General features: G+C 68.4%; 21 protein-coding genes. 8 read left to right on the top strand and 13 right to left on the bottom strand.

Annotation, left to right across the window (positions count from 1 at the left end; genetic code table 11):
* Positions 1 to 219 precede the first annotated feature (219 nt).
* The 5 genes from ABZ909_RS30145 (at position 220) to ABZ909_RS30125 (ending at position 4,975) form a co-directional block, all read left to right on the top strand.
* Complete coding sequence (locus tag ABZ909_RS30145) at positions 220 to 2,523, top strand: FdhF/YdeP family oxidoreductase (protein WP_357006148.1); 2,304 nt, start codon at positions 220 to 222, stop codon at positions 2,521 to 2,523.
* Positions 2,520 to 3,332 carry a formate dehydrogenase accessory sulfurtransferase FdhD gene (fdhD, locus tag ABZ909_RS30140; RefSeq protein WP_357006146.1) on the top strand — a complete coding sequence of 271 codons (813 nt, stop codon included), beginning with the start codon at positions 2,520 to 2,522 and terminating at the stop codon, positions 3,330 to 3,332. Before ABZ909_RS30145 ends, fdhD begins: the two co-directional genes overlap by 4 nt.
* Positions 3,333 to 3,431: 99 nt before the next feature.
* A complete protein-coding gene (locus ABZ909_RS30135; RefSeq protein ID WP_357006143.1) occupies positions 3,432 to 3,803 on the top strand; it encodes a nuclear transport factor 2 family protein in 372 nt (123 codons plus the stop codon).
* Positions 3,804 to 3,876: 73 nt separating this feature from the next.
* Positions 3,877 to 4,401: a hypothetical protein gene (locus ABZ909_RS30130; protein WP_357006140.1), complete on the top strand. Its 525-nt coding sequence runs from the start codon at positions 3,877 to 3,879 to the stop codon at positions 4,399 to 4,401.
* Between the two features lie 262 nt (positions 4,402 to 4,663).
* Positions 4,664 to 4,975, top strand: a complete 312-nt coding sequence (locus ABZ909_RS30125; protein WP_357006137.1) for a dihydrofolate reductase family protein — start codon at positions 4,664 to 4,666, stop codon at positions 4,973 to 4,975.
* A 138-nt stretch (positions 4,976 to 5,113) separates the two neighbouring features.
* On the opposite strand, the gene clpX is transcribed toward ABZ909_RS30125, so the two are convergent.
* The 6 genes from clpX to ABZ909_RS30095 form a co-directional block, all read right to left on the bottom strand.
* On the bottom strand, positions 5,114 to 6,394 hold the full coding sequence (clpX, locus tag ABZ909_RS30120) for an ATP-dependent Clp protease ATP-binding subunit ClpX (RefSeq protein WP_357006134.1): 1,281 nt from the start codon (positions 6,392 to 6,394) through the stop codon (positions 5,114 to 5,116).
* 332 nt (positions 6,395 to 6,726) lie between these two features.
* Positions 6,727 to 7,401 (bottom strand): ATP-dependent Clp protease proteolytic subunit, encoded by a 675-nt coding sequence (locus ABZ909_RS30115; RefSeq protein ID WP_357006132.1) that lies wholly within the window; start codon positions 7,399 to 7,401, stop codon positions 6,727 to 6,729.
* A gap of 36 nt (positions 7,402 to 7,437) precedes the next feature.
* Complete coding sequence (locus tag ABZ909_RS30110; protein WP_357006129.1) at positions 7,438 to 8,028, bottom strand: ATP-dependent Clp protease proteolytic subunit; 591 nt, start codon at positions 8,026 to 8,028, stop codon at positions 7,438 to 7,440.
* Between the two features lie 231 nt (positions 8,029 to 8,259).
* Positions 8,260 to 9,663, bottom strand: coding sequence for a trigger factor (gene tig, locus ABZ909_RS30105; RefSeq protein ID WP_357006127.1), 1,404 nt, complete (start codon positions 9,661 to 9,663; stop codon positions 8,260 to 8,262).
* A gap of 161 nt (positions 9,664 to 9,824) precedes the next feature.
* A complete protein-coding gene (locus ABZ909_RS30100) occupies positions 9,825 to 10,394 on the bottom strand; it encodes an FKBP-type peptidyl-prolyl cis-trans isomerase (protein WP_357006124.1) in 570 nt (189 codons plus the stop codon).
* Between the two features lie 121 nt (positions 10,395 to 10,515).
* Positions 10,516 to 11,760, bottom strand: coding sequence for a hypothetical protein (locus tag ABZ909_RS30095; RefSeq protein ID WP_357006121.1), 1,245 nt, complete (start codon positions 11,758 to 11,760; stop codon positions 10,516 to 10,518).
* A gap of 276 nt (positions 11,761 to 12,036) precedes the next feature.
* Here ABZ909_RS30095 and ABZ909_RS30090 point away from each other — a divergent pair, with 276 nt between their 5' ends.
* Together ABZ909_RS30090 and ABZ909_RS30085 are read left to right on the top strand one after the other, a co-directional pair.
* Positions 12,037 to 13,644: a 3' terminal RNA ribose 2'-O-methyltransferase Hen1 gene (locus tag ABZ909_RS30090; RefSeq protein ID WP_357006120.1), complete on the top strand. Its 1,608-nt coding sequence runs from the start codon at positions 12,037 to 12,039 to the stop codon at positions 13,642 to 13,644.
* Entirely contained in the window at positions 13,644 to 16,223 is a 2,580-nt protein-coding gene (locus ABZ909_RS30085; RefSeq protein WP_357006117.1) for a polynucleotide kinase-phosphatase, read from the top strand. Before ABZ909_RS30090 ends, ABZ909_RS30085 begins: the two co-directional genes overlap by 1 nt.
* A 21-nt stretch (positions 16,224 to 16,244) precedes the next feature.
* Here ABZ909_RS30085 and ABZ909_RS30080 read toward each other — a convergent pair whose 3' ends face one another.
* From ABZ909_RS30080 to ABZ909_RS30055, 6 genes are all read right to left on the bottom strand, one after another.
* The gene (locus tag ABZ909_RS30080) at positions 16,245 to 16,919 is read right to left on the bottom strand and encodes a response regulator transcription factor (RefSeq protein ID WP_357006114.1); all 675 of its coding nucleotides are present in this window, start codon (positions 16,917 to 16,919) and stop codon (positions 16,245 to 16,247) included.
* Positions 16,916 to 18,088, bottom strand: coding sequence for a sensor histidine kinase (locus ABZ909_RS30075; RefSeq protein ID WP_357006323.1), 1,173 nt, complete (start codon positions 18,086 to 18,088; stop codon positions 16,916 to 16,918). Before ABZ909_RS30075 ends, ABZ909_RS30080 begins: the two co-directional genes overlap by 4 nt.
* 19 nt (positions 18,089 to 18,107) lie before the next feature.
* Positions 18,108 to 19,304, bottom strand: a complete 1,197-nt coding sequence (locus ABZ909_RS30070; RefSeq protein WP_357006111.1) for an FAD-dependent oxidoreductase — start codon at positions 19,302 to 19,304, stop codon at positions 18,108 to 18,110.
* Positions 19,304 to 19,498, bottom strand: coding sequence for a ferredoxin (locus tag ABZ909_RS30065; RefSeq protein ID WP_357006108.1), 195 nt, complete (start codon positions 19,496 to 19,498; stop codon positions 19,304 to 19,306). The genes ABZ909_RS30070 and ABZ909_RS30065 overlap by 1 nt, the downstream gene beginning before the upstream one ends.
* Positions 19,499 to 19,513: 15 nt before the next feature.
* On the bottom strand, positions 19,514 to 20,704 hold the full coding sequence (locus tag ABZ909_RS30060; RefSeq protein WP_357006106.1) for a cytochrome P450: 1,191 nt from the start codon (positions 20,702 to 20,704) through the stop codon (positions 19,514 to 19,516).
* A gap of 124 nt (positions 20,705 to 20,828) precedes the next feature.
* Positions 20,829 to 21,308: an NUDIX domain-containing protein gene (locus ABZ909_RS30055; RefSeq protein ID WP_357006104.1), complete on the bottom strand. Its 480-nt coding sequence runs from the start codon at positions 21,306 to 21,308 to the stop codon at positions 20,829 to 20,831.
* A 213-nt stretch (positions 21,309 to 21,521) separates the two neighbouring features.
* Between ABZ909_RS30055 and ABZ909_RS30050 the strand changes: the two genes are divergently transcribed.
* On the top strand, positions 21,522 to 22,304 hold the full coding sequence (locus ABZ909_RS30050) for a hypothetical protein (RefSeq protein WP_357006102.1): 783 nt from the start codon (positions 21,522 to 21,524) through the stop codon (positions 22,302 to 22,304).
* A 24-nt stretch (positions 22,305 to 22,328) separates the two neighbouring features.
* Here ABZ909_RS30050 and ABZ909_RS30045 read toward each other — a convergent pair whose 3' ends face one another.
* Positions 22,329 to 23,540 carry a GAF domain-containing protein gene (locus ABZ909_RS30045; RefSeq protein WP_357006099.1) on the bottom strand — a complete coding sequence of 404 codons (1,212 nt, stop codon included), beginning with the start codon at positions 23,538 to 23,540 and terminating at the stop codon, positions 22,329 to 22,331.
* Positions 23,541 to 23,915 lie beyond the last annotated feature (375 nt).

The raw sequence follows: 23,915 nt of genomic DNA, 5'->3' as shown, positions 1-23,915 counted from the left end.
CACCGGCACGCCGAGCAGAATGCGCACCTGTCTTCATTCGGCGTGACCTCGCTTGTTCGATGGTAAGGCCATCCACGCCCCCGCCGCCTTGTCTATCGCGATAGTGATCACCCGCGTTCACACCCGAGACCGACCAGTCCGCTGGCTCGCGCGTTTCGCGCCCTACGATGCGGGTATCGACTGGGACGCCCCATCGCGCCGGAGAGGACAATCGGGACCATGCATCGTGCCGCGCCGAAGAGCGATATCGACGAGTCCGCGCTGACCGTCACCGCACCGAAGACCGAGGCCGCGGGCGTCAAAGCGGTCACCGTCGCACTGGAGCGCGCCGTCGAGGAGATGGGTGTGGTGCGCACCGCGCGCACGCTGGCCCGGGTCAATCAGCGGCACGGGTTCGACTGTCCGGGCTGCGCCTGGCCAGAACCGACCGGTCGGCGTCGACCCGCGGAGTTCTGTGAGAACGGCGCCAAGGCCGTCGCCGAGGAGGCGACCCTGCGCACCGTCACCCCGGCGTTCTTCGCCGCGCACTCCCTCGAGGACCTGGCCGCAAAGTCCGGCTACTGGCTCGGCCAGCAGGGCCGGCTCACCCACCCGATGGTGCTGCGCGAGGGCGACACCCACTACTCCCCGATCGGCTGGGACGAGGCCTACCGCCTCATCGCCGACACCCTGCGCGGCCTGGACTCCCCCGACGAGGCCGTCTTCTACACCTCCGGCCGCACCGCCAACGAGACGGCGTTCCTCTACCAGTTGCTGGTCCGCAGCTTCGGCACCAACAACCTGCCCGACTGCTCCAATATGTGCCACGAATCCTCGGGCACCGCGCTCACCGGCTCGATCGGCATCGGCAAGGGCTCGGTGACCATCGACGACTTCTCGAAGGCCGACCTCATCATCGTGGCCGGGCAGAACCCCGGCACCAACCATCCGCGCATGCTGTCCGCGCTCGGCGAGGCGAAGGCGCACGGGGCCACCGTGATCGCGATCAACCCACTACCGGAGACCGGTCTCATCGGCTTCAAGGACCCACAGACCGTCAAGGGCTTCACCGGCGGCATCACCATCGCCGACGATTTCCTGCAGATCCGCCTCGGCGGCGACATGGCCCTGTTCCAGGGCCTGGCCAAGCTGCTGTTCGAGGCCGAGGACCGGGCGCCCGGCACGGTCGTGGACCGCGCCTTCGTCGATACGCACACCGCGAGCTTCGCCGAATACGAAAAGCACATGCGCGCGGTCGATCTCGGCCTTGTCGAGCAGGCCACCGGCCTCAGCCGCGCGGACCTGGACCGCACCGCCCAGCTGCTGGCCGAATCCAAGGCCACCATCGTCTGCTGGGCCATGGGCCTCACCCAGCAGGTACACGGCGTCGCCACCATCGAGGAGGGCACCAACCTGCTGTTGCTGCGGGGCATGATCGGCAAGCCCGGCGCGGGCGTGTGCCCGGTGCGCGGCCACTCCAATGTGCAGGGCGACCGCACCATGGGCATCTGGGAGAAGATGCCCGACGCCTTCCTCGACGCCCTGGACCGTGAATTCGGCATCACCAGCCCGCGCGAACACGGCTGGGACACCGTCAATGCCATCCGGGCCATGCGCGACGGCCGCGGCACGGTGTTCTTCGGCATGGGCGGCAACTTCGTCTCCGCCACCCCCGACACCGAGGTCACCGAGGCCGCACTGCGCAATTGCGCACTGACCGTGCAGGTGTCGACCAAACTCAATCGCAGCCATGTGGTGCACGGGCGCACCGCCCTGATCCTGCCCACCCTGGGCCGCACCGACGCGGACCTGCAGGACGGTGTGCGCCAGCAGGTTTCGGTCGAGGACTCGATGTCCATGGTGCACCTGTCCACCGGTCGGCTGGACCCGGTGAGCGACCAGCTGCGCAGCGAGGTCGCAATCGTGTGCGAGCTGGCCGAGGCCGTGTTCGGTCCGGGCCACTCCGTGCCGTGGGGCGAGTTCCGGCGCGACTACGACAGGATCCGCGACGCCATCGCCCGGGTGGTACCCGGCTGCGCCGACTACAACCGGAAGGTGCGCGGCCGCAACGGCTTCCAGCTCCCGCACCCGCCGCGCGACGCCCGCGAATTCCGGACCGCCACCGGCAAGGCCAATTTCGCCGTCAACGACCTGCACTGGCTGCCGGTCCCCGAGGGCCGGCTCATCCTGCAGACCCTGCGCAGCCACGACCAGTACAACACCACCATCTACGGCCTGGACGACCGCTACCGCGGCATCCACAACGGGCGGCGCGTCGTGCTGGTCCATCCGGAGGACATCGCCGCCCTCGGTTTCGCCGAGGACGATCTGGTGGACGTCATCTCCGAGTTCGACGACGGCACCGAGCGCAGCGTGACCGGCTTCCGCCTGGTCGCCTACAAGACCCCGCGTGGCAATGCCGCCGCCTACTACCCCGAGACCAACCCCCTGATCCCGCTGGACCACGTCGCCCGGCGTTCCAATACGCCCGTCTCCAAGGCGGTCACCATCCGCCTGGAACGCCACACCCACACGATCGTATGAGCAGGGTCACCGCGCGCCGCCGCACACTGCGCATCTCCCCCAGCGGCACCGTCACCCGGCCCGACACCCTGGCCGTGGAGGAACCGCTCGAAATCCGCGTGGGCGGGCAGTCGCTGACGATCACCATGCGCACCCCGGGCGCGGATATCGACCTCGTGCACGGCTTCCTCTACGCCGAGGGCGTCATCGACACGGCCGCGGACATCGTCAGCGCCCGCTACTGCGCCGGCACCGACGAGAACGGGCAGAACACCTACAACGTGCTGGACATCCAGCTCCGGACCCCGGTCGCGGTGCAGCCCAGGCCCTTTCTGACCAACAGTTCGTGCGGACTGTGCGGCAAAGCCGCCCTCGACGAGGTCCGCACCCGGATCCGGCACGCCATCCCCGCGGATTCGCTCCGCGTCGACGTGCACACCCTCGCCAAGCTGCCCGACGAACTGCGTTCCCGCCAGCAGGTTTTCGACGCCACCGGCGGGTTGCACGCGGCGGGCCTGTTCACCCCCGAGGGCGAGGCGCTGGCCGTGCGCGAGGACATCGGCCGCCACAATGCCGTGGACAAGCTGATCGGCTGGGCGATCCGCGAGAATCGGCTCCCCGCACACGATCTCGTTCTCATGGTCAGCGGCCGGGCCTCCTTCGAGCTGGTGCAGAAGGCCATCATGGCGGGCATTCCGGTCATGGGCGCGGTGTCCGCCCCCAGCTCACTGGCCGTGGATCTCGCCGCCGACGCCGGCCTCACGCTGGTCGGCTTCCTGCGCGGCGAAACCATGAACGTGTACACCGGTGAGGACCGCCTCGCGATGTGATCGGCCCGTTCCACAGGGTGAGGCAGCGGGGTTCTTTTGCGCGTTCCGGCTGTTACTCTCCGCAATAGAACACGTTTCAATTCTTGATGGGAGTCATCCATGGCAGTGCAGCCCCGCGATGTGGTCGAGCAGTACGTGAAGCTGGTGGCCACCGGGCCCACGTCGGCGATCGTGGACCTGTACGCCGAGGACGCGGTGATCGAGGATCCGATCGGGACGCCGGAGCGCCGCGGCCACGAGGCCATCGGCGAGATGTACAAGGCCCTGGAGAACCTCGACCGCGAGACCGAACTGCACACCGTCAAGGTGGCGGGCAACAAGGTGGCGGCGTCCTTCACGCTCGTCACCGTGTCCAACGGGCACCGCATGACCCTCTCGCCCATCGACGTGATGGAACTGAACGACGAGGGCAAGATCATCAGTATGAAGGCCTACTGGGGTCCGGACGACATGAAGATGGAGCAGATCTGACCCACGGGGTTGTCCCCTCCCGCTCCCCGAACTACGGTGTCAGCACAGTGATTCGGCGAGGGCGGGAGGGCCTGTGCGAATCTCGTTGCGCGGCACCGGTGACGGTGTGCGGGTCAGCATGCGGCTGGAGATCAACCGGCGGCGCTGGATCGCCCTGCTCATCATGCTCGGCGTGCTCGCCGCCACGGGCGTGATCACCGGCCTGTGGGCCGTCGTGGCACCCGAATCGTTCTACACCAGCTTCCCCGGATTCGGCCTGCACTGGGTACGCGCCGACGGCCCGTACAACCACCACCTGGCCGGTGACGTGGGGGCCTTCTTCCTGGCCCTGGGCGCCATCTCCGGCGCCGCGCTCTACTACCGCGACAGCGTCATCGCGCGCGTCAGCGGACTGGGCTGGCTGGTTTTCGGCGTGCCGCACTTCATCTACCACGCCTTCCACCGCCCGGAGACGCTGAGCGGACTCAACTTCACCCTCGAACTGCTGGCGGCGCTGGCCATGCCCGCCCTCGGCCTGGCCATTCTGCTGGTCGCCCCGCGCGAACGCTTCCCGGTCCCCGAGCCCGCCCCCTTCACCTTCAAATTCCCTCGCCGCTGACCTCACCCGCCGCGAAATTCTCTTGCCCCGATGCCGATGAAATCGAGGACGTCGCCCCGTCGTAACAGGTGACCCGACCACACCGATTTCTGGAGTAACGGAGTAAAGGTTCAACGGCGAACCACGGAGGATCAACGGCGATTCTCGCAACGGGCGCGATCGGCTCCACCGACCGTCACCGACTCCCTGGCTTTCCGTAAACGGACGGCCCACAGCAGAACACGCATGGAACTGTCGGCCACCGAGTTCGTCACCCTCGACGGTGTCTATCGAGCACCGGGTAGGCCGAGGAAGGTTTCGCACGCGGCGGCTGGACCGCGCACCCTACGGCGACGAAGCATCCGTCCACCGCAGCGGCGCCCTCGTCCGCTCCCTCCTCGCCGCCGACCTCGTCGATACCTTGAACATCTACACGTTCCCGGTCATCCTCGGCGCCGGCAAGCGACTCTTCCCCGAGAACGCTCGCCCCACCGCCTTCACCCTGACCGAATCCCGTGTCACGTCGAAGGGCGTGATCCTCGCGACCTACCGCGAGACCGGTGCCCCTGCCCACGGCACCGTCGGTGTGGACTGACCGCTGGTTCAGCGTCGATAGTCAGGTCCACCATCAGCGCAATTCCGCAGGCATGCAGGCGGCCGCGTGGCGAGAGAACGAAACCGGCTCCGCGAGAGGGATTCTCACGGAGCCGGTTTCTTTGCTTGTGGAAGGGCCTTACGCCGACTTCTCGCGGCGCTCCGGGGTCTGGCGCTTGCGCGGGACGATCGTCGGGAGGACGTTGTCGTTCACCGTGTCGGCATTGACGACCACCTTGGCGACATCATCGCGGCTGGGGATGTCGTACATGACCGGGAGGAGCACCTCCTCCATGATGGCGCGCAGGCCGCGGGCGCCGGTGCCGCGCAGGATCGCCTGATCCGCAACGGCTTCCAGGGCGTCCTGGGTGAACTCCAGATCCACGCCGTCCATTTCGAACAGGCGCACGTACTGCTTCACCAGGGCGTTCTTCGGCTCACCCAGGATGCGGACCAGCGAGTCCTTGTCCAGGTTGGTGACCGAGGCGACGACGGGGAGGCGGCCGATGAACTCGGGGATCAGACCGAACTTGATCAGGTCCTCGGGCATCACGTCGGCGAAGTGATCAGCGGTGTCGATCTCGGCCTTGGACCGGACCTCCGCGCCGAAACCGATGCCGCGCTTGCCGACTCGATCCTGGACGATCTTCTCCAGACCGGCGAACGCGCCCGCCACGATGAACAGCACATTGGTGGTGTCGATCTGGATGAACTCCTGGTGCGGGTGCTTGCGGCCGCCCTGCGGCGGCACCGACGCCTGCGTGCCCTCCAGGATCTTCAGCAGCGCCTGCTGCACGCCCTCACCGGACACGTCACGGGTGATGGACGGGTTCTCCGACTTGCGGGCGATCTTGTCGACCTCGTCGATGTAGATGATGCCGGTCTCGGCGCGCTTCACGTCGTAGTCGGCGGCCTGGATCAGCTTCAGCAGGATGTTCTCGACATCCTCGCCGACATAGCCGGCCTCGGTGAGCGCGGTGGCGTCCGCGATGGCGAACGGCACGTTCAGCATCTTGGCCAGCGTCTGCGCCAGATAGGTCTTGCCACAGCCCGTCGGGCCGAGCATGAGAATGTTGGACTTGGCCAACTCGACCGGTTCACCCCGGGAGTCGCGACCCTTGTCGCCGGCCTGAATCCGCTTGTAGTGGTTGTAAACCGCCACTGCGAGGGTTCGTTTCGCGGCGTCCTGCCCGATCACGTACTGCTCCAGGAAATCCCGGATTTCCGCGGGTTTGGGCAATTCGTCGAGCTTGACCTCGCTGGATTCGGCGAGCTCTTCCTCGATGATCTCATTGCAGAGGTCGATGCACTCGTCGCAGATGTACACCCCCGGTCCCGCAATGAGCTTCTTGACCTGCTTCTGGCTCTTTCCGCAGAAAGAGCACTTCAACAGATCGCCGCCATCACCGATGCGCGCCATCTCCTGGGTCCCTACTTCCTTGTCCGCGTGCAACCGTCTGTCCCCGGCTGCCGGCGAGCTGCCTTCTTCGAGCGTAAGCCGTGACCCCTGAGTTTGCGGATCCGGCAATTCGGCTGTGTGTATCCAAAAGCTTGTGTGTGTATCCAAAAGCTGTGTTGGATGCAGAGGCAGAGCCGACAACCACGAGCAAAGGTCCCTAGAGTGACCGTACCCGCTTCGGCTGACCGAGGTCGACAACTTGGGCACGTTTCTCGCCGGACATGTGCGTGGGCTCACCCCTGCCGGGGTGGCGGGGACGCCTGGGACACACAGAACCCCGCCACCCGCCCAGCTCACTTCTGAGCGCTGAGCTTGCGGTACTGGAAGACCTGGTCGACGATCCCGTACTCCTGCGCCTCGTCTGCGGTCAGGATCTTGTCCCGGTCGGTGTCCTTGCGGATGGTATCCGCGTCCTTGCCGGTGTGGCGCGCCAGCGTGGTCTCCATGAGGCGACGCATGCGCTCGATCTCGGCGGCCTGGATCTCGAGGTCGGAGACCTGGCCCTGGATGCCGCCCGAGGTGGACGGCTGGTGGATCAGGACGCGGGCGTTGGGCAGCGCGGCACGCTTGCCGGGGGCGCCGGCGGCGAGCAGCACGGCCGCTGCCGAGGCGGCCTGGCCCAGGCAGACGGTGGCGACGTCGGCGCGCACGTACTGCATGGTGTCGTAGATGGCCATCAGCGCGGTGAAGGAACCACCGGGCGAGTTGATGTACATGGTGATGTCGCGGTCCGGGTCCTGCGACTCGAGCACCAGCAGCTGGGCCATGATGTCGTTGGCCGACACATCGTCAACCTGGTTGCCCAGGAAGATGATCCGCTCCTCGAAGAGCTTGTTGTACGGGTCCGAGACCTTCTGGCCGAAGCTGGTCTGCTCGGTGAACTGCGGCAGGATATAGCGCGACTGAGGCAGGTTGCCGGCGGCGGCGAAGGTGATGCCCGCGGCCCCGGGATCGATCATGTTGGACATACGTGTCACTCCAAAGTCTGTGTGATGGCTGCGGAACTATTTGCGGCTGCTGCCGTTCGCCTGGCTCGCGTGGGTGATCACGTGGTCGATGAACCCGTAGTCGAGCGCCTCTGCGGCGGTGAACCAGCGGTCGCGGTCGGCATCGGCGGTCACCTGCTCGACGGACTTGCCGGTGTGCAGCGACTGCAACTCATTGAGTTCGCGCTTGGTGTAGGCGAACTGCTCGGCCTGAATGGCGATGTCAGCGGCGGAACCGCCCAGACCGGCGGAGGGCTGGTGCATCATGATCCGCGCGTGCGGCAGCGCGTACCGCTTGCCCTTGGCGCCGGCGGCGAGCAGGAACTGGCCCATGGAGGCGGCCAGGCCCATGCCATACGTCGCGACGTCGCATTCGGCGAACTGCATTGTGTCGTAGATGGCCATCCCCGCTGTCACCGAACCGCCCGGGGAGTTGATGTACAGCGAGATGTCCTTGCTCGGGTCCTCGGCCGACAACAGGAGGATCTGCGCGCACAGCTTGTTGGCGATGTCGTCGTCGACCTGAGTACCCAGGAAGATGATGCGCTCGCGCAGCAGGCGCTCGTACACCGAATCACTGAGGTTCAGACCAGCAGTCGCGGATGTCATGTGCACCCCTGCCTGATGAATTGTCACGGATACCTGCCCTCTCTCAACGGCTCGGTTAACAAGCCCCTACTGATTCGCTCACACAAACCCTAACGAAGCAGGGCGGCACCGAACTCCCGGTACCGCCCTGCTTCGCTCACAGCGCAAACTTACGTCAACACCCCGCGTTCCCGCGTTCGGGGTTCTCGGGGTGTCACCCGAGAACCCCGGACATCGGGGTGTCGGCATCTACTACTCGGCCTCGGCCTCGGCGGCCTCGGTCGCGTCGGCGACGGTGGCGAGCTCCTCGGCGGAAACCTCCTCGGCCTCCGCGGCCGGGTTGCCGAACATCTCGGCGGTGTCCACGACGTTGCCGGCGGTGTCGGTGACGGCGGCCTGGACCACGACACCGGCGAGGGCCTTACCGCGGCGCACGTCGGCGAAGACCGCGCCCAGCTGACCCGCCTGCTGGATCTGCTGGATGAACTGATCGGGCGACATGCCGTAGCGCTGCGCCTGGAAAATGATCCGCTCGTACAGCTCGTCCTGGCCGACCTGGGTGTTCTCGGCCTCGGCGACCGCATCCAGCAGCAGCTGGGTCTTGACCGACTTCTCGGCGGCTTCCTTGGTGTCCTTCTTGAACTCCTCGAGGGAGGAGCCCTGGGCCTCGAGGGCCTCGGCCAGCTTGGCCTCGTCGTGGTCGAAGCCGTGGACGGCGTCGTGCTCGACGGCGTCGATCTCGGCCTTGACGACACCCTCCGGCAGCGGGATCTCGACGGTCTCGAGCAGGTGCTCGAGCACCTTGTCGCGGATCTCGCCGGCCTGCTGGACCTTCTTGACGCGCTCGACGCGGGTCTTCAGGTCTTCCTTCAGCTCGTCGATGGTGTCGAATTCGCTTGCCAGCTGGGCGAACTCGTCGTCGGCCTCGGGCAGCTCGCGCTCCTTGACCGACTGCACGGTCACGGTGATGACCGCTTCCTTGTCGGCGTGCTCGCCAGCGACCAGCTTGGAGGTGAAGTCCTTGGACTCGCCCTCCTTCACGCCGATCAGGGCCTCGTCAAGGCCCTCGATGAGCTGGCCGGAGCCGACCTCGTGGGACAGGCCGGTGGTGGAGGCCTCCTCGACGGTCTCGCCGTCGACGGTGGCGGACAGGTCGATGGAAACGAAGTCGCCGTTCTCGATGGCACGCTCGACCGACTTCAGGGTGCCGAAGCGCTGACGCAGCGACTGCAGCTGCTCATCGATGTCCTCGTCGGTGATCTCGATCGGGTCGACCGAGACGGCGATGGAGGAGAACTCCGGCAGGGTGATCTCCGGGCGGATATCGACCTCGGCGGTGAAGGCCAGCTCCTCGCCGTCCTCGATCTTGGTGATCTCGATTTCCGGCTGGCCGATGACCTTGGCCTCGGTGGCGACGACGGCCTCGCTGTAGCGCTTGGGCAGCACATCGTTGACGACCTGCTCCAGAACGGCGCCGCGGCCGATACGGGCCTCGAGAAGCTTGGCCGGCGCCTTGCCCGGACGGAAGCCCGGGATCCGGACCTGCTGCGCGAGAGCCTTGTACGCGCGGTCGAAGTCCGGCTTCAGCTCCTCGAAGGGCACCTCGACATTGATGCGGACCCGAGTCGGGCTCAGCTGCTCGACGGTGCTCTTCACGGACATGCTCCTTGTTCGTAGTTCATGGTTGACGTCTAGGTTCCCCCCGAACGCATCCCGACCAGGTTAGTTGACGGCCCCACGGGCCGTGTAACCGGTCACTGCACGGGGCATCGCGACGCCGGTCGGTCGACCGGTCGCCCTGGTACCCGCGGGTTCTCTCAGCTACCGACCTTCACGGCGTCGGTGACGAAGACCAGCGTCTCGTACGGTTTCATGCCGCGGCCGCCGGCGCCGTAGCCCAGGTCGGGCGGGACGATGAGCAGCCGGCGCGCGCCCTGCTGGACGCCGACCAGGCCCTGGTCCCAGCCCTTGATGACCTTGCCCGCGCCGAGCGGCAGATCGAAGGGCTCACCGCGGGTGAAGGAACTGTCGAGGACCTTCTTGTCCGACCAGGTGACCAGCGTGTAATTCATGGTCAGCTCGTCCCCGGCCTTGGCGGCGGGGCCGCTGCCCGCGACCAGGTCCTTGACGATGAGCTGCTTGGGCGGGTCGCAGTCGTCCGGGATGGTGATCTTGGGAGCCTGGCCGAAGCCGCCGTCGACCTTGATGTCGTCGGCGGTGCACTCGCGGCCCTTGCTCTGGGTCGTCGTGGTGGCGGCCGCGCTGGTCGCGGCGGTGGCCGTGGTGGTCGACGCCGCCTTGTTGTCACTGCTGCTGCCGCAACCCGCGGCCAGCACCGTGGCGGCCGCGACCGCACCGATCACACCGACCTTGCCCACCAAGCGCATTCCCGCTCCTGTCCGTCCGGTCCGGATTGCCGCAGAGATTGCGACGCCGCGCCGAACCTACACGGCGGGGTGGGTATTCGCCGGGGAGGGCACGGCCGCGCGGGTCTCGGCGGCGCCGACGCTACCGGCCCGAGACCAGCAACGCGTACTGCGCCACCGCCATCCGATGCACCTTCTCTTCGGTCGCGCCGGAGACCAGTGCCAGGTAGCGCCCGTCCAGCACGAGGCAGGAGTATTGCCGGTCGGGCACTCGGGGATCGGGGTCGGGGTCCCGCAGACAGACCGCGTCGGGTACGCCGGCCGGCGCGCTCACGGTGGCCCCGTTCGCGGTCGGTTCGGACAACCGTGTCAGCGCGTGCCGCGCGGCGACGGCATCGGGAAAGCGAAGCAGCCGAGCATGATCCGTGACGGCGATGCCCTCGACGGGGATGCGTACGGCGTCGCCGGGCCGATTGATCCACAGATCGGCGGCGACGGGGCCGTACGCGATCCCGGTCGCGCGCCGGTATCCGCCCCAACCCGCGATGAGCCCGTGCTCGTCCTGAAACAACTCGGGGTAGGGCCATTGCCCGGGCGCCGCGGGCAGCAGGCGGCTCAGCATGCCGTCCGGGTCGAGCGGTAGTGCCGACACCGCCTCGGCCGGTGTGGGCACGAAGGCGTCCAGTCGCGGGAGTTCCGCGTCGAAGGCCTTTTCGGCCAGGGCCTGCAACGCGGCCCGATCGGTGGTCGGATTGGTGACGTACAGGGTCACCACGTACGGGCCGTGCGCGAGGGTGGCGGCGAGCGTCGGCTCGTAGGTGCGCCAATGACCGTGGGTCGCAAAGTATTCGGTGAACGGGACGACGACATTGTCGCGATTGACGGCGAAGTCGCGCGAATCGATCTGCTCGGCCGCGTCGATGGCCGTCATATTGTCCCGCATGCGCAGGACCGTGATGCGCACCGATCGCGACGTACCGATCCGGGGAATTCCGCTCGCATCGTCGGTGCCGCCGATGCTGAATCCCGCCAGCATCCCGTGCGCGGCCAGGGTCTCGCGGGTGGCGTCCGCGAGGATGCCGACCGCGTCCGCCGGTGTCGGCACCGGGATGGCCGACGTCCACGACAGCGCCGGGTCGAACGTGCGCGGTGCGACAACGGCGTCGGCCATCCGCACCGATTCCCGCAGGCGGCCATAGGCTTCCCCGGCGTCCCGGGGTGCGGGCAGGGGACGGCCACTGTAGCCACCGAGATCGAGACTTCCCAGTTCCGGTGTCACCGGCCGCGGCGCACCCGCGATCGCGCAGGCGCTCACCAGCACCGCGACCGAGACCATCGACAACCGTCCGGCGTAACCGCGCCGGACTATCGGATCAGATCGGCGCATCCAGCCACCCCCGTCCTAGCAGTTCGGGCCCGGTGGCGGATGGCCTATTGCCGTGTACTGAGCGAAGTTTCGCGTCACGCTGCCGGAATACCGGCGAGATCCTCCCCCGGACCAACCTTTTCGAGTGTGATCGCAACTGTCCTGCGCGGTAACCGTTTAGGGAGAGATCGCGACCGGCCCGTAACAATTCCTGGACAACGCAGCACCTTCTTCACAGCACCTTCTTCGGACAGAAATATGTTTGCGGCCGTCTTCGGCATACGGGAGCATCTCAGGATGCTGGTGACGATTTCTTGTACGCGACCCGCGGGAGCCGAGTGGCCTGCCACCGACCTGGGGTACCTGCTGCACAAGAATCCTTCGCGCATACAGACTTTCGAGCAGTCCTACGGCGTCGCGCACGTGCTCTACCCGGAGGCCGGGGACGAGCGGTGCACGGTCGCGCTGATGCTGGAAATCGATCCGGTGCGATTGGTACGCGGAAAGTCGAAGGGCACACCTGAATTCAGCCTGAGTCAGTATGTAAACGATCGGCCGTATGCTGCGTCTTCCCTACTGTCGGTGGCAATTTCGACGGTATTCGGCAGCGCCCTGCACGGCCGCTGCGCGCAGCGGCCGGAACTGGCCGAGACCGCGCTGCCGTTGCGTATCGAACTTCCGGCGGTGCCGTGCAAGGGCGGGTCGGAATACGCCGAGCGGGTCTTCGCACCTCTGGGCTGGGCCGTGACGGCCACTCCCCTCCCCCTGGATCCCGCCTTCCCGGACTGGGGCGACTCCCACTACCTGCGCCTCGAACTCACCGGAACCCTGCGGCTGGCCGAGGCCCTGTCCCACCTGTACGTGCTGTTGCCCGTCCTCGACGGCAGCAAGCACTACTGGCTCGACACAGCCGAGATCGACAAGCTGCTCCGCTTCGGCGAGGGCTGGCTCACCGATCACCCGGAACGCGAGTGGATCACCCGTCGCTACCTGACAAGGCGCCACACCCTTATCCGTACGGCCCTGGCGCGCCTGGCGGAGCTGGACGACGAGGAGCCGGAGGAGCTCGGCGCGATCGAGGAGGATTTCGACGAGGACGCCACCGACTCCGATCAGGCCCCGGCGGACGCTCAGGGGTCTCGGGTCGACGCAGGCCTGTCCAACGGGGCGCGTGTCTCCTGCGCAGATTCGGCGACTACGGAGCTGATCCCGTCGATCTCCGATATCGCGCCGGGCGCAACAGATTCCCGTCACACGGATGAGCACGGGCCCTCGCTGGCGGTCCTGCGGCGGGCGGCAGTACATCGCGCGCTGCTGGAGGTCGGGGCGCGCCGGGTGCTGGATCTCGGATGCGGGCAGGGTTCTTTGTTGCGAGAGCTGGTGGCGGACCGGTCCTTCAGCGAGATCGTGGGTATCGATGTGTCGATGCGGGAGTTGAAGATCGCGGCGCGGCGGCTGCGGCGGCTGCCCGAGTGGCAGTCGCGACGGGTGACTGTGCGGCAGGGGGCGCTCACGTATACCGATGTCTCGCTGCAGGGCTATGACGCGGCGGTGCTCATGGAGGTGATCGAGCATGTGGACGCGCCACGACTGAAGGCGTTGGAGCAGGCGGTGTTCGGAGCGGCGGCTCCGGGCGCGATTGTCGTGACCACGCCGAACAGCGAATACAACGTGCGCTACGAGGGGCTCGCGGCGGATGCTTTCCGGCATTCGGATCACCGATTCGAGTGGAGCCGGGCAGAATTCGCGGACTGGGCACACCGGGTCGGTGGCTCGTACGGGTACGCCGTGCGATTCGAGCCGATCGGGCCCGAGGATGCGGAAGTGGGGGCGTCGACACAGATGGCTGTGTTCACCAAACGGGATGTGAAGAACGGTGACGGCGATGAGAGAGGAGCCGCGTAATGGCAGAGCTGTCCGTTCCGGTGTTGTCGCTGGTCGTGTTGATCGGCAGCAGCGGCTCCGGGAAATCCACGTTCGCGCACAAGCACTTCCGGTCGACGGCGGTGCTGTCGTCGGATGCCTACCGAGGGCTGGTGAGCGATGACGAGGCCGATCAGTCGGTGACGGCCGAGGCGTTCGAACTGCTGCACCACGTGGCGGGCGTGCGCCTGCGGCGCGGGCTGCGCACCGTCATCGACGCCACCAATGTGCAGCCCAAGGCACGGCAGGCGCTGGTGGAGCTGGCGCGGGCGCACGATGTCCTGCCGGTGGCGATCGTGCTGGACGTGCCGGAAGCGGTGTGCGTGCAGCGCAATGCGCTGCGGGTGGATCGCGCCGATCTGGGACCGCACGTGGTGGGGCGCCACCAGCGCGATCTGCGGCGCTCGCTGAAGTTCCTGGAGCGCGAGGGCTTCCGCAAGGTGCATGTGCTGAAGGGCGTCGAGGAGATCGAGGCCGCCACCATCGCGGACGAGCGCCTGTGGAACGACAAGACCGATCTCACCGGGCCTTTCGATGTGATCGGTGACGTGCACGGCTGCCGGCGCGAGCTGGAGACGCTGCTGGGCGAACTCGGCTATGTCATCGCCCGGGACGCGCAGGGGCGTGCGGTCGACGCGCGGCACGCCGAGGGTCGCACCGCGGTGTTCGTCGGCGATCTGGTGGATCGCGGGCCGGATACGCCCGGCGTGCTGCGGCTGGTGATGGGCATGGCGGGATCCGGAAACGCCCTGTGCGTCACCGGAAACCACGAGTTCAAGCTGGTGCGCGCGCTCGACGGCCGTCGCGTCACGGTGGCGCACGGTCTGGCCGAGTCGCTCACCCAGCTGGAGGCGGAGGACGCCGAATTCCGCAAGACCGCACAGGAATTCATGCGCGGCCTGGTCAGCCACTACGTGCTCGACGGCGGCAAACTGGTGGTCGCGCACGCCGGTCTGAAGGAGCAGTACCAGGGTCGCACCTCGGGCCGGGTGCGCGAGTTCGCCATGTACGGCGAATCCACCGGCGAGACCGACGAATACGGGCTGCCGGTGCGTTACCCGTGGGCCAACGACTACCGCGGCAAGGCGCTGGTGCTCTACGGCCACACGCCGATGACCGAACTGGTGTGGGTGAACAACACCCTCTGTCTGGACACCGGCGCGGTATTCGGCGGCCGCCTGACCGCGCTGCGCTACCCGGAACGGGAGCCGGTGTCGGTCCCGGCCGAACAGGTCTGGTTCGAGCCGGTGCGCCCGCTGGAGGCCGCCACCTTCGCCACCGGCGAGGCGGTGGTGCAGCGGGATCCGGGCGTACTGGACCTGGACGATGTGCTGGGCCGGCGGGTGGTGGAGACCCGCCATCTCGGCCGGGTCTCCGTGCAGGAGGACGCCGCGAGCGCCGCGCTCGAGGTGATGAGCCGTTTCGCCGTGGACCCGCGCTGGCTGGTGTACCTGCCGCCGACCATGTCGCCGTGCGCCACCTCCACCCTGGACGGCTATCTCGAACACCCGGCCCAGGCCTTCGAGTACTACCGCTCCGAGGGCGTGGACACCGTGGTGTGCGAGGAGAAGCACATGGGTTCGCGTGCAGTCGTGGTGGTTTCGCGGTCGGCCGCGGCGGCGCGAGACCGCTTCGGCGTCGAGGACGGCAGCACCGGCGCGGTGTACACCCGCACCGGCCGCCCATTCTTCGACGATCCGGCGCGCACCGAAGCGCTGCTGGCCCGGGTGCGGGCGGCAGCCGAAACCGCCGGGCTGTTCGAGGAACTGGGCACCGACTGGCTGCTGCTGGACACCGAGCTGCTGCCGTGGTCGGCCAAGGCGCTGGGGCTGCTGCGCAACCAGTACGCCGCGGTCGGCGCGGCGGCCCGGGCCTCGCTCGGCCGGGCCGCCGAGGTGCTGGCGGCCGCGGTCGAACGGGGTTTGGACGCAGGCGATCTCGCCGCGCGCACGGGTGCGCGCCGGGCCGACGTCGACGCCTTCACCGCCGCCTACGGCCGCTACTGCTGGCCCACCGACGGCCTCGAGGGCGTGCGCCTGGCCCCGTTCCAGCTGCTGGCCGCCGCCGGCGCGAATTGCGCCGGGCGCGACCACAACTGGCACCTGGAGCACATCGACCGCCTGGTCGCCGCCGACCCGGCATTCTTCACCCCGACCGGCCGCCGCCTGGTCGACCTCGCCTCCCCCGAGGCCGAGGCCGCCGCGACGGCCTGGTGGACCGACCTCACCGCGGCCGGCGGCGAGGGCATGGTGGTGAAGCCGCTCGGCTCGCTGGTGTCCGGCGCCGGCACCCGCAGCGGCCGGCCGGTGCAGCCGGGCGTGAAATGCCGTGGCCCGGAATACCTCCGGATCATCTACGGCCCGGAGTACCTGCGCCCCGACCAGCTGCACCGCCTGCGCTCCCGTGGCCTCGGCGGCAAGCGTTCCATGGCCCTGCGCGAGTACGCCCTGGGCCTGGAGGCCCTGGACCGCTTCGTGGCCCGGGAGCCGCTGTGGCGCGTCCACGAGGCGGTGTTCGCGATCCTGGCCCTGGAGACCGAGCCGGTCGACCCTCGGCTGTAGACGCCCGGAAGGTCGTCCGGTTCAGCTCAGGGTGTCGGGGTGGACCAGGCCGGTGCGGTAGGCGATGACGACGAGCTGGGCCCGGTCGCGCGCATCGAGTTTGGTCATGGCGCGATTGACGTGGGTCTTGGCGGTGAGGGCGGTGATGAAGAGACGTTCGGCGATCTCGTCGTTGGACAGGCCCAGCGCGACCAGCGTGACCACCTCGCGTTCGCGCGGGGTGAGCGCCGCCAGTGCGGGCGGCGGCTCCCAGCGCACCGGGTCCGGCTGGGCCAGGAAGCGGCCGATCAGTGCCTTGGTCGCGGTGGGCGACAGCAGTGCGTCGCCGGCGACGACCGTTCGGATCGCGGCGAGCAGTTCGTCGGCGTTCATGCCCTTGCCGAGGAATCCGCTCGCCCCGGCGTGCAGGGCCTCGACGACGTGCTCCTCGTGCTCGAAGGTGGTGAGCACCAGCACCTTCACCCCGGCGAGGTCCTCGTCCGCACTGATCAGCCGGGTCGCGGCCAGGCCGTCAAGCTCGGGCATGCGAATGTCCATCAGCACGACGTCGGCCCGGTGGGTGCGAGCGAGCTCGACCGCTTCGCGGCCGGTGGCGGCCTCGCCGACCACCCGCATGTCCTCGGTGGAGTCGATGAGCATGCGGAAGGTGTCGCGCAGGAGAGCCTGGTCGTCGGCCAGCAGTACCCGAATGGTCATGACCCGCCCTTCCGGCTGTTGCGATGCGGCAGTTCGGCGTCCACCCGGAAACCACCGTCCGGGCCCGGGCCAGCGTTGAGCGTGCCGCCCACGGCCTTCACGCGTTCCCGCATGCCGATCATCCCGTAGCCGGTGCCGGTCTCCGCGCGCAGGCGGCCGTCGTCCTCGACGGTGATCCGCACCCGGTCGGGTCGATAGTCCAGCCGCACCCACGCGGTCCTCACCCCGGCGTGCTTGCGGGTATTGGTCAACGCCTCCTGAATGATTCGGTAGGCGGTGAGGTCGGTCAGCGAGGAGAGCTCGAACGGCTCCCCGGAATGCTCGACGGTGACGTCGAGCCCGGCATGCCGGAAGGACTCCACCAGCTCGGTCAGTTCCCCGAGGCCGGGTGAGGGGGCACGCGGATGCCCCGAATCGTCTTCGGCGCGCAGCACTCCGACGGTCGCGCGGAGATCGTCGAGCGCGGTCCGGCTGGTGTCGCGAATGCGTTCCAGCGCCGCGTAGGCGTGGTCCGGATCTGTGCGCATCAGATGGTGCGCGACACTGGCCTGCGCGTTCACCAGCGTGATGTGGTGGGCGACCACGTCGTGCAGCTCCCGGGCGATCCGCAGGCGTTCCTCGGCGACGCGGCGGGCGGCCTCCGCTTCCCGGTCGCGTTCGGCGGTTTCGGCCCGTTCGAGGGCCGCGGCCAGCAGCTCCCGATGGCTGCGCATCGCATCACCGGCGGCGACGCCGAGCAGGGTCCAGGCGATCTGGGACAGCGCCTGGGGCAGATCCCCCGGACTCTGCTGCGAAATGAGGATGGCGGCGACCAGCGGCACCGCGGCACACACGCCGGCCAGCCAGGCGGTGCGCCGATCCATCCGGTTCGCCACCGTGAAGAGCGCGACCGCGGTGGCCGCGGGCGGCGGTGCGGAGTACGGAATCAACAGGTAGCGAGCGACTTCCACCAGCACGGTGGCGGCCACCACCGGGATCGGCCACCGGCTGCGGACCAGCAGCGGGACGCAGGTGAGCGCGAGCCCGCTGACCGCCCGGTCCATCGGGCTGTGCCGCAGATGGGCCATGCTCGCGGCCACCGGCGTGGCGACCAGGAAGCATCCGATCGCGACCGCGAGGTCGGCCGCCCACGGCCGGACTCGCAGCCAGCACCGCAGCCGGGCGATCATCCGCACGTCGTCAAGGTACCTACCCGCCGTGCGCATCGGCATTACCCGGCGCGATGACGCGGCCGCGGTATTCCCGCAGGGTGCGGGCGCTGTTCCAGCCCAGCGCCCCGACGACGCGGTCGCCGATGCGGTAGAGCGCGACGAATTTGCGCTCGCGGGGGTCTCCCGCGACGATCTCGGTCCGGGCGCCGATCGGACACCAGCCGTGGATCTGGATCTTGCTGTCGTAGTGGTCGGTCCAGCCGAAAGGGGTTGGCGCATAGAGTGTTTCCTGTCCCGACTCGGCGAGCAGATTGCGGGCAGCGGCCATGGCCTGCTCGCCCGCGTTGGTGCGCTGCTCGAACCGGACCCGCGCGCCGAGGCCCGGATGCGGCCAGTTGGCGACATCACCGGCGGCGTACACGCCCGGCGCGGCCCGGCAGTATTCGTCGCAGAGCACCCCGTCGCCGACCGGAACACCGGATCCGGCCAGCCAGTCGACGGCGGGCACCGAGCCGATGGCGACCACCACGACATCGGCCGCCAGCCGCGTCCCGTCGTCGAGCACCACGGCGGTGACCCGTCCGACCGCGCCTTCGATATCGGAAACCTTGCGGCCCATACGCATTCGCACACCGTGGTCGCGGTGTGACGCGGCCACCAGGCCCGCGACCTCGGCACCGAACTGGCGGATCAGCGGGGCGGGCTCGGCATCCACGAGGGTGACGTCCGCCCCGAGTTCCCGTGCGGACGCGGCGATCTCACTGCCGAGGAAGCCGGCGCCGAGCACCACCACCCGTGGTCCGGCCGCCAGCTCCGCGCGCAGGGCGAGGGCGTCGTCGAGGGTCCGCAGCGCGTGCATCCCGGCCAGGTCGTGACCGAAGGGCAGGCGGCGGGGTCGCAGGCCGGTCGCGATGATCAGGCCGTCGTAGCGCACCCGGTCGCCGTCGGCGAGGGTGACGGTGCGGGCATCGGTGTCCAGACCTGTTGCCCGGCAACCCGATCGCAGTTCGAGACCGAGCCCTTCGATCGCCGAGTCGTCGCGCAGCGCGATGTCCGCCGGCTGCCGGTCACCGGTGAGCAGCTGCTTCGACAGCGGCGGCCGGTCATAGGGCGCATGGGTTTCCTCGCCGATCAGGGTGAGCGTGCCCGTGAAGCCCTCGCGCCGCAGGGCCTCGGCCGCGCTCAGGCCGGCGGCCGAGGCGCCCACCACCACAAGGCGATCGAGGCCGGGCACTACTGCTCCACCCGGATGGCCAGGGCCGGGCAGCGCGCGGCGGCATCGAGCACCCGCGGCAGCAGCTCCTCGGCCGGGCTGGGATCGAGCAGGACGACGATGCCGTCCTCGTCGCGCTGGTCGAACACCTCCGGTGCGGCCACCACGCACTGACCGCCGCCACAGCACCTGTTCTCGTCGATGTCGATCTTCATGGGATATCCCCTCTCCTACCAGGTCACCGGCAGCTCGTGGACGCCGTAGACGACCATCTCGTCGCGCATCGGAACCGCGTCGAGCGGCACCGCGAGCCGCAGCTCCGGGAAGCGCTCGAACAGGGCGGTCAGCGCGATGCGCAGCTCCAGCCGGGCCAGCTGCTGCCCGATGCACTGATGGATGCCGAAGCCGAACGCCACGTGCGGCCGGTGGGGGCGCAGCAGGTCCAGGCTTTCCGGATCGTCGGGGAACAGCTCCGGGTCGCGGTTGGCCGCGGGCAGGTGCGCGACCACTGTGCTGCCCGCCGGGATCAGCTGCCCGCCTACTTCGACATCCTCCAAAGCCGTTCGGCGGATACCGAATTGGATGACACTCAGGAAGCGCAGCAACTCCTCCACCACGGCGTCCGCATGCTCGGGCTCGGCGCGCAGCAGGGCCAGCTGGGCGGGATCGCGCAGCAGGCACAGGGTGCTCAGGGCGATCATGTTGGCCGTCGTCTCGTGTCCGGCGACCAGCAGCAGAACACCGACTCCCGCCAGCTCCTCATCGGTGAGATCCCCGTCCCGGACCAGGGCGCTGAGGATGTCGTCGGCGGGCTCGGTCCGCTTCTGGACGGCGAGGCGGTGGATCAGCTGGTTCAGTTCCAGCTGGGCCTGCGCCACCTCCTCGGCGGGCGCGCCCAGCCGCAGCAGCGTGGCCGAATTGTGCTGGAACTCCGCACGATCGGCGTACGGCACCCCGAGCAGCTCGCAGATGACCAGGGAGGGAATCGGCAGCGCGAAGTCCTGCACGAGGTCGATCGGACCGGTGGCCGCCGCCATGGCGTCCAGGTGATCGGCGACGATCCGCTCCACCGCCGGAGCCAGCTCGCGCATGCGCCGCACGGTGAACTGGCCGGTGAGCATCTTGCGCAGGCGAGTGTGCTCCGGTGCGTCCATGAAGATGAACCAGCCCGGCGCAGGCGGCGGAATCTCTTGCGAGCCACGGTGATTGCCGGTGACACCGCGGCGCCGTGAACTGAAACGCGGGTCCGACAGCACGGCCCGCACGTCGGCGTATCGCGTGATCAACCAGCCGTCGATGCCGTCCGGCAAGGTGACATGCGCGACCGGATCCTGCTCGCGCAATTCCCGGTACTCCCCGGGCGGGCTGAACGGGCAGGTCCGGACCACGGGCTGGCTCCCGGCGAGCTGTGTATGGGTCATCGACGTCCTCTCCGAACGGTGGCGATCCGCGGATTCGCGGTTACAACCACCCTGCCGCCGGGACCGGGTGGCCGTCGTCGTCCGGACGTGGACTTTCGGCATACCGCGAACGCGGTATGCAGGGCTACGCGCCGTTGAGGTGCTCGCGCAGGCGATCGAGGTAGGGGCGCTGGCCCTTGCCGAGTTTCTCGTGGGCGGTGTCGAGATCGAACCAGCCGACCCGGTCGATTTCGGGGAATTCGGCGATTCGCCCGGATCGTGGCGGCCATTCCATTTCGAACGTGCCCGGCACCACCTGTTCGGGATCCAGGTCACCCTCGACGGCCCACACCGTGACCTGCTTCTTGCTGCTTCCGCTGCCGTACTGGACGTCGCCGAGCGGAATCCATTCGCCGTCGGGCACGGGCAGGCCGAGTTCCTCGCCGAATTCGCGGCGGGCGGCGTCCCGGGGCTGCTCCTCGGTGGGCTTGTACTCGCCCTTGGGGATGGACCAGGCGGCGCCGTCCTTCTTCGCCCACAGCGGTCCGCCCATGTGCCCGATCAGCACTTCGAGACCGGTGGTGCGGCGGTACAGCAGGACTCCGGCGCTGAATCTGAGGCTCATGGCAAGGAGTTTGCCGAATCGGCGCGCGGGCGCGCATCTCGGGCGCTACTGTGTGCGACACCGCGGCAATCCGGACGTCAGGGATAATTTCCCGATAACGGACGAATTATTCCCGCCCCGCTGTGTTGCGCCCGAAACCTGTTCGGCAGCATCGAATTCCATTAAGCTCCTGGGTTCGGATCGGCCCACACCTGATGACGGATTGGATACCGCATGGAGTTCCGCAACGCCTGCGCGACTGCCACCCTGGTGATCGGCACACTCATGACCCAGGCCACCGCACTATCGGGGGCGACCGGCCCGGCGAACGCCGAGCCCGCCGCCCCCGGCCTGGTGTACTCGGCCAAGCTGGTGGACAAGACCGTCGTCACCACCCTCAAGGGCGGCACCTTCGAGCTGTCGCAGGCGGCCAAGGATTCCACTCCGGCGGCCCCTGATTCGGACCCGGCGGCCAGGCCCGCCGACGTGGTGAACGTGAAGGACGCCGATGGCAAGGTGCTGCTCACACTGCCGCTGGAATTCCATCTGGGACCCGTCGATATTCCGGTCAAGCCCGAGGTGCAGAAGGACGGCACCGTGCTGGCCCTCACCCCCGACAAGCCGGCCGGGGTGTCGCTGTCGCAGCCGCTGGTCGTGAAACCGGTTGCCTCGCAGGCAGAGGACGACCGCGCGCTGAGCTACTTCACCACCCAGTTCAGCCTGGCCACCACCATCGGCACCTTCGTCGGCACCGCCATCGGCGCGACCGTCGGCTGCATCGTCACCCTGGTGGCGGGCTGCGTCCCGGGCCTGACCACCGGCGCCACCGCGGGCGGCATCATCGGCACCATCGCCTTGGGTGGCCCGACCCTCATCGCCTCGGGCATCGATCTGCTGTCCACCATGCAGGCTCCCGATGGCACCACCAAGTGGGCCGACAAGACCACGACCCCTGATCCCGCGCCGCAGCCTGCGGCTGCGCCGCCCGCGGAACAGCCTGCGCAGCCGAGTAACTGACGCGCCGGCCGGAACCGGACAGGCTCAGACCTGCGGAATCGGCACCCGCCAGACCAGTGTGGTGCCGTGCCCGTCCAGTCCCGGCCCGAGTTCGAGCACGCCGGCGAGATCGGTGGCGCATTCGGCGACTTTGCGCAGCCCGCCCCGCCGGGGCGCGTCACCCACGCCGACACCGTTGTCCGACACCGAGATTCGCAGTTCGCCCCGGGCGGCGGTGACGTTCACGTCGATGCGGGTGGCATCGGCGTGGCGCGCCACATTGGACAGTGACTCGCGCAGCACGGCCAGCGCCTGCCGCCCGGTCTCCGGCGGCACCACGGTATCGAGGGGACCGTCCTGCCGCAGGCTCGGCGCGTAGCCGAGGTAGCGGGCGGCGGTGGACACCAATTCGGTGATCTCGCTGCGCAATCCGCCCTGCCCGCCGGTGGCCGGAGGCAGCGAGAAGATGGTGGCGCGAATGTCCCGGATGGTGTCGTCCAGGTCGGCCGCCACGCGTGCGAGCCGCTCCCCGATCTCGGGCGCCGGGTTCATCCGGAGCGCGCCCTGCAGGGCCCGGCCCGAGGCGTCGATGCGCCGGATCACGGAGTCCTGCAGGTCGCGGGCGATGCGATCACGGTCCTCCATGACGGCGATCTTCGCCGAGTCCTGCCGGCGGCGTTCGGTGTCGCGCGCCACCTGGTCGTACATGCGCACATTGACGATCTTCACCGCCGCGATGACGGCCAGCGCCTCGATGATCCGCTCGTCCTCGTCGCTGAACGCGCCCCCGCGCTTGTTCGCCAGGTACAGGTCGCCGAGAACCGTGCCGCGGTAGCGCACAGCCACCCCGAGGAAGCTGCGCATGGGCGGATGCCCGGCGGGCCAGCCCTCGAAAGCGGGGCTCTTGGTGAGGTCGGCCAGCCGGACCGGATGCTCCCCGGACAACACCGCGCCGAGCACGCCCCGGCCGTGCGGCCAGTGCCCGATCCGGCGAATCGTCTCCTCGTCCACACCGACCGGGACGAATTGCGCCAGCTGCCGTTCACCGCTCCCGTTATCGGGTTCGAGCAAACCCAGTGCGCCGTATTGGGCACCGACCAGCCGGACCGCCGCGGTCACCAGCTGCCGCAGCACCAGATCCACATCCAGGTCCGATACCACCGTGTATACGGCCTCGATCAGATCGTGTAGGCGTTCTCGCGAGGCCGTCAGTTCACGCAGCTCGTCCGGTACGACAACCCACAGCTCATCGGACATGTGGCACAGGCTACCCACCAGCAACCTCGGGACATTTGCCTCCGGGGCCTGGTGTCGCCGAGAAGAACGAGAAATCAGACCTTTCGGCCGAACAGGAGTCACGCGACCGACCTCACCAACCACGAAAGCATTCCTCCGCCACATGGACCAGGCATTCCTCCGCCACATGGACCAGGGCGGCGGATCGAACCCAGGAGGACTCGGCGTGCTCCGCGAAGATCCGCAGACAGCTACGGGTGCTCGGCCATCGCACTCCACGCCCTGCCCCAAGGGAATTGGTGAACGGCGTCCGAGCCGGTGCCAGGGTCGTGCTGTTCGTTTGATTTCGTCGCCGGCGAGAACGGTTACGCCCCAGTCGGAAAGCCTGCGCACCGC

The sequence above is a fragment of the Nocardia sp. NPDC046763 genome (genome assembly GCF_040645495.1).
Classification (GTDB): domain Bacteria; phylum Actinomycetota; class Actinomycetes; order Mycobacteriales; family Mycobacteriaceae; genus Nocardia.
The sequence above is the reverse complement of the archived record's forward strand: the minus strand, read 5'-3'. Positions and strand labels throughout refer to the sequence as shown.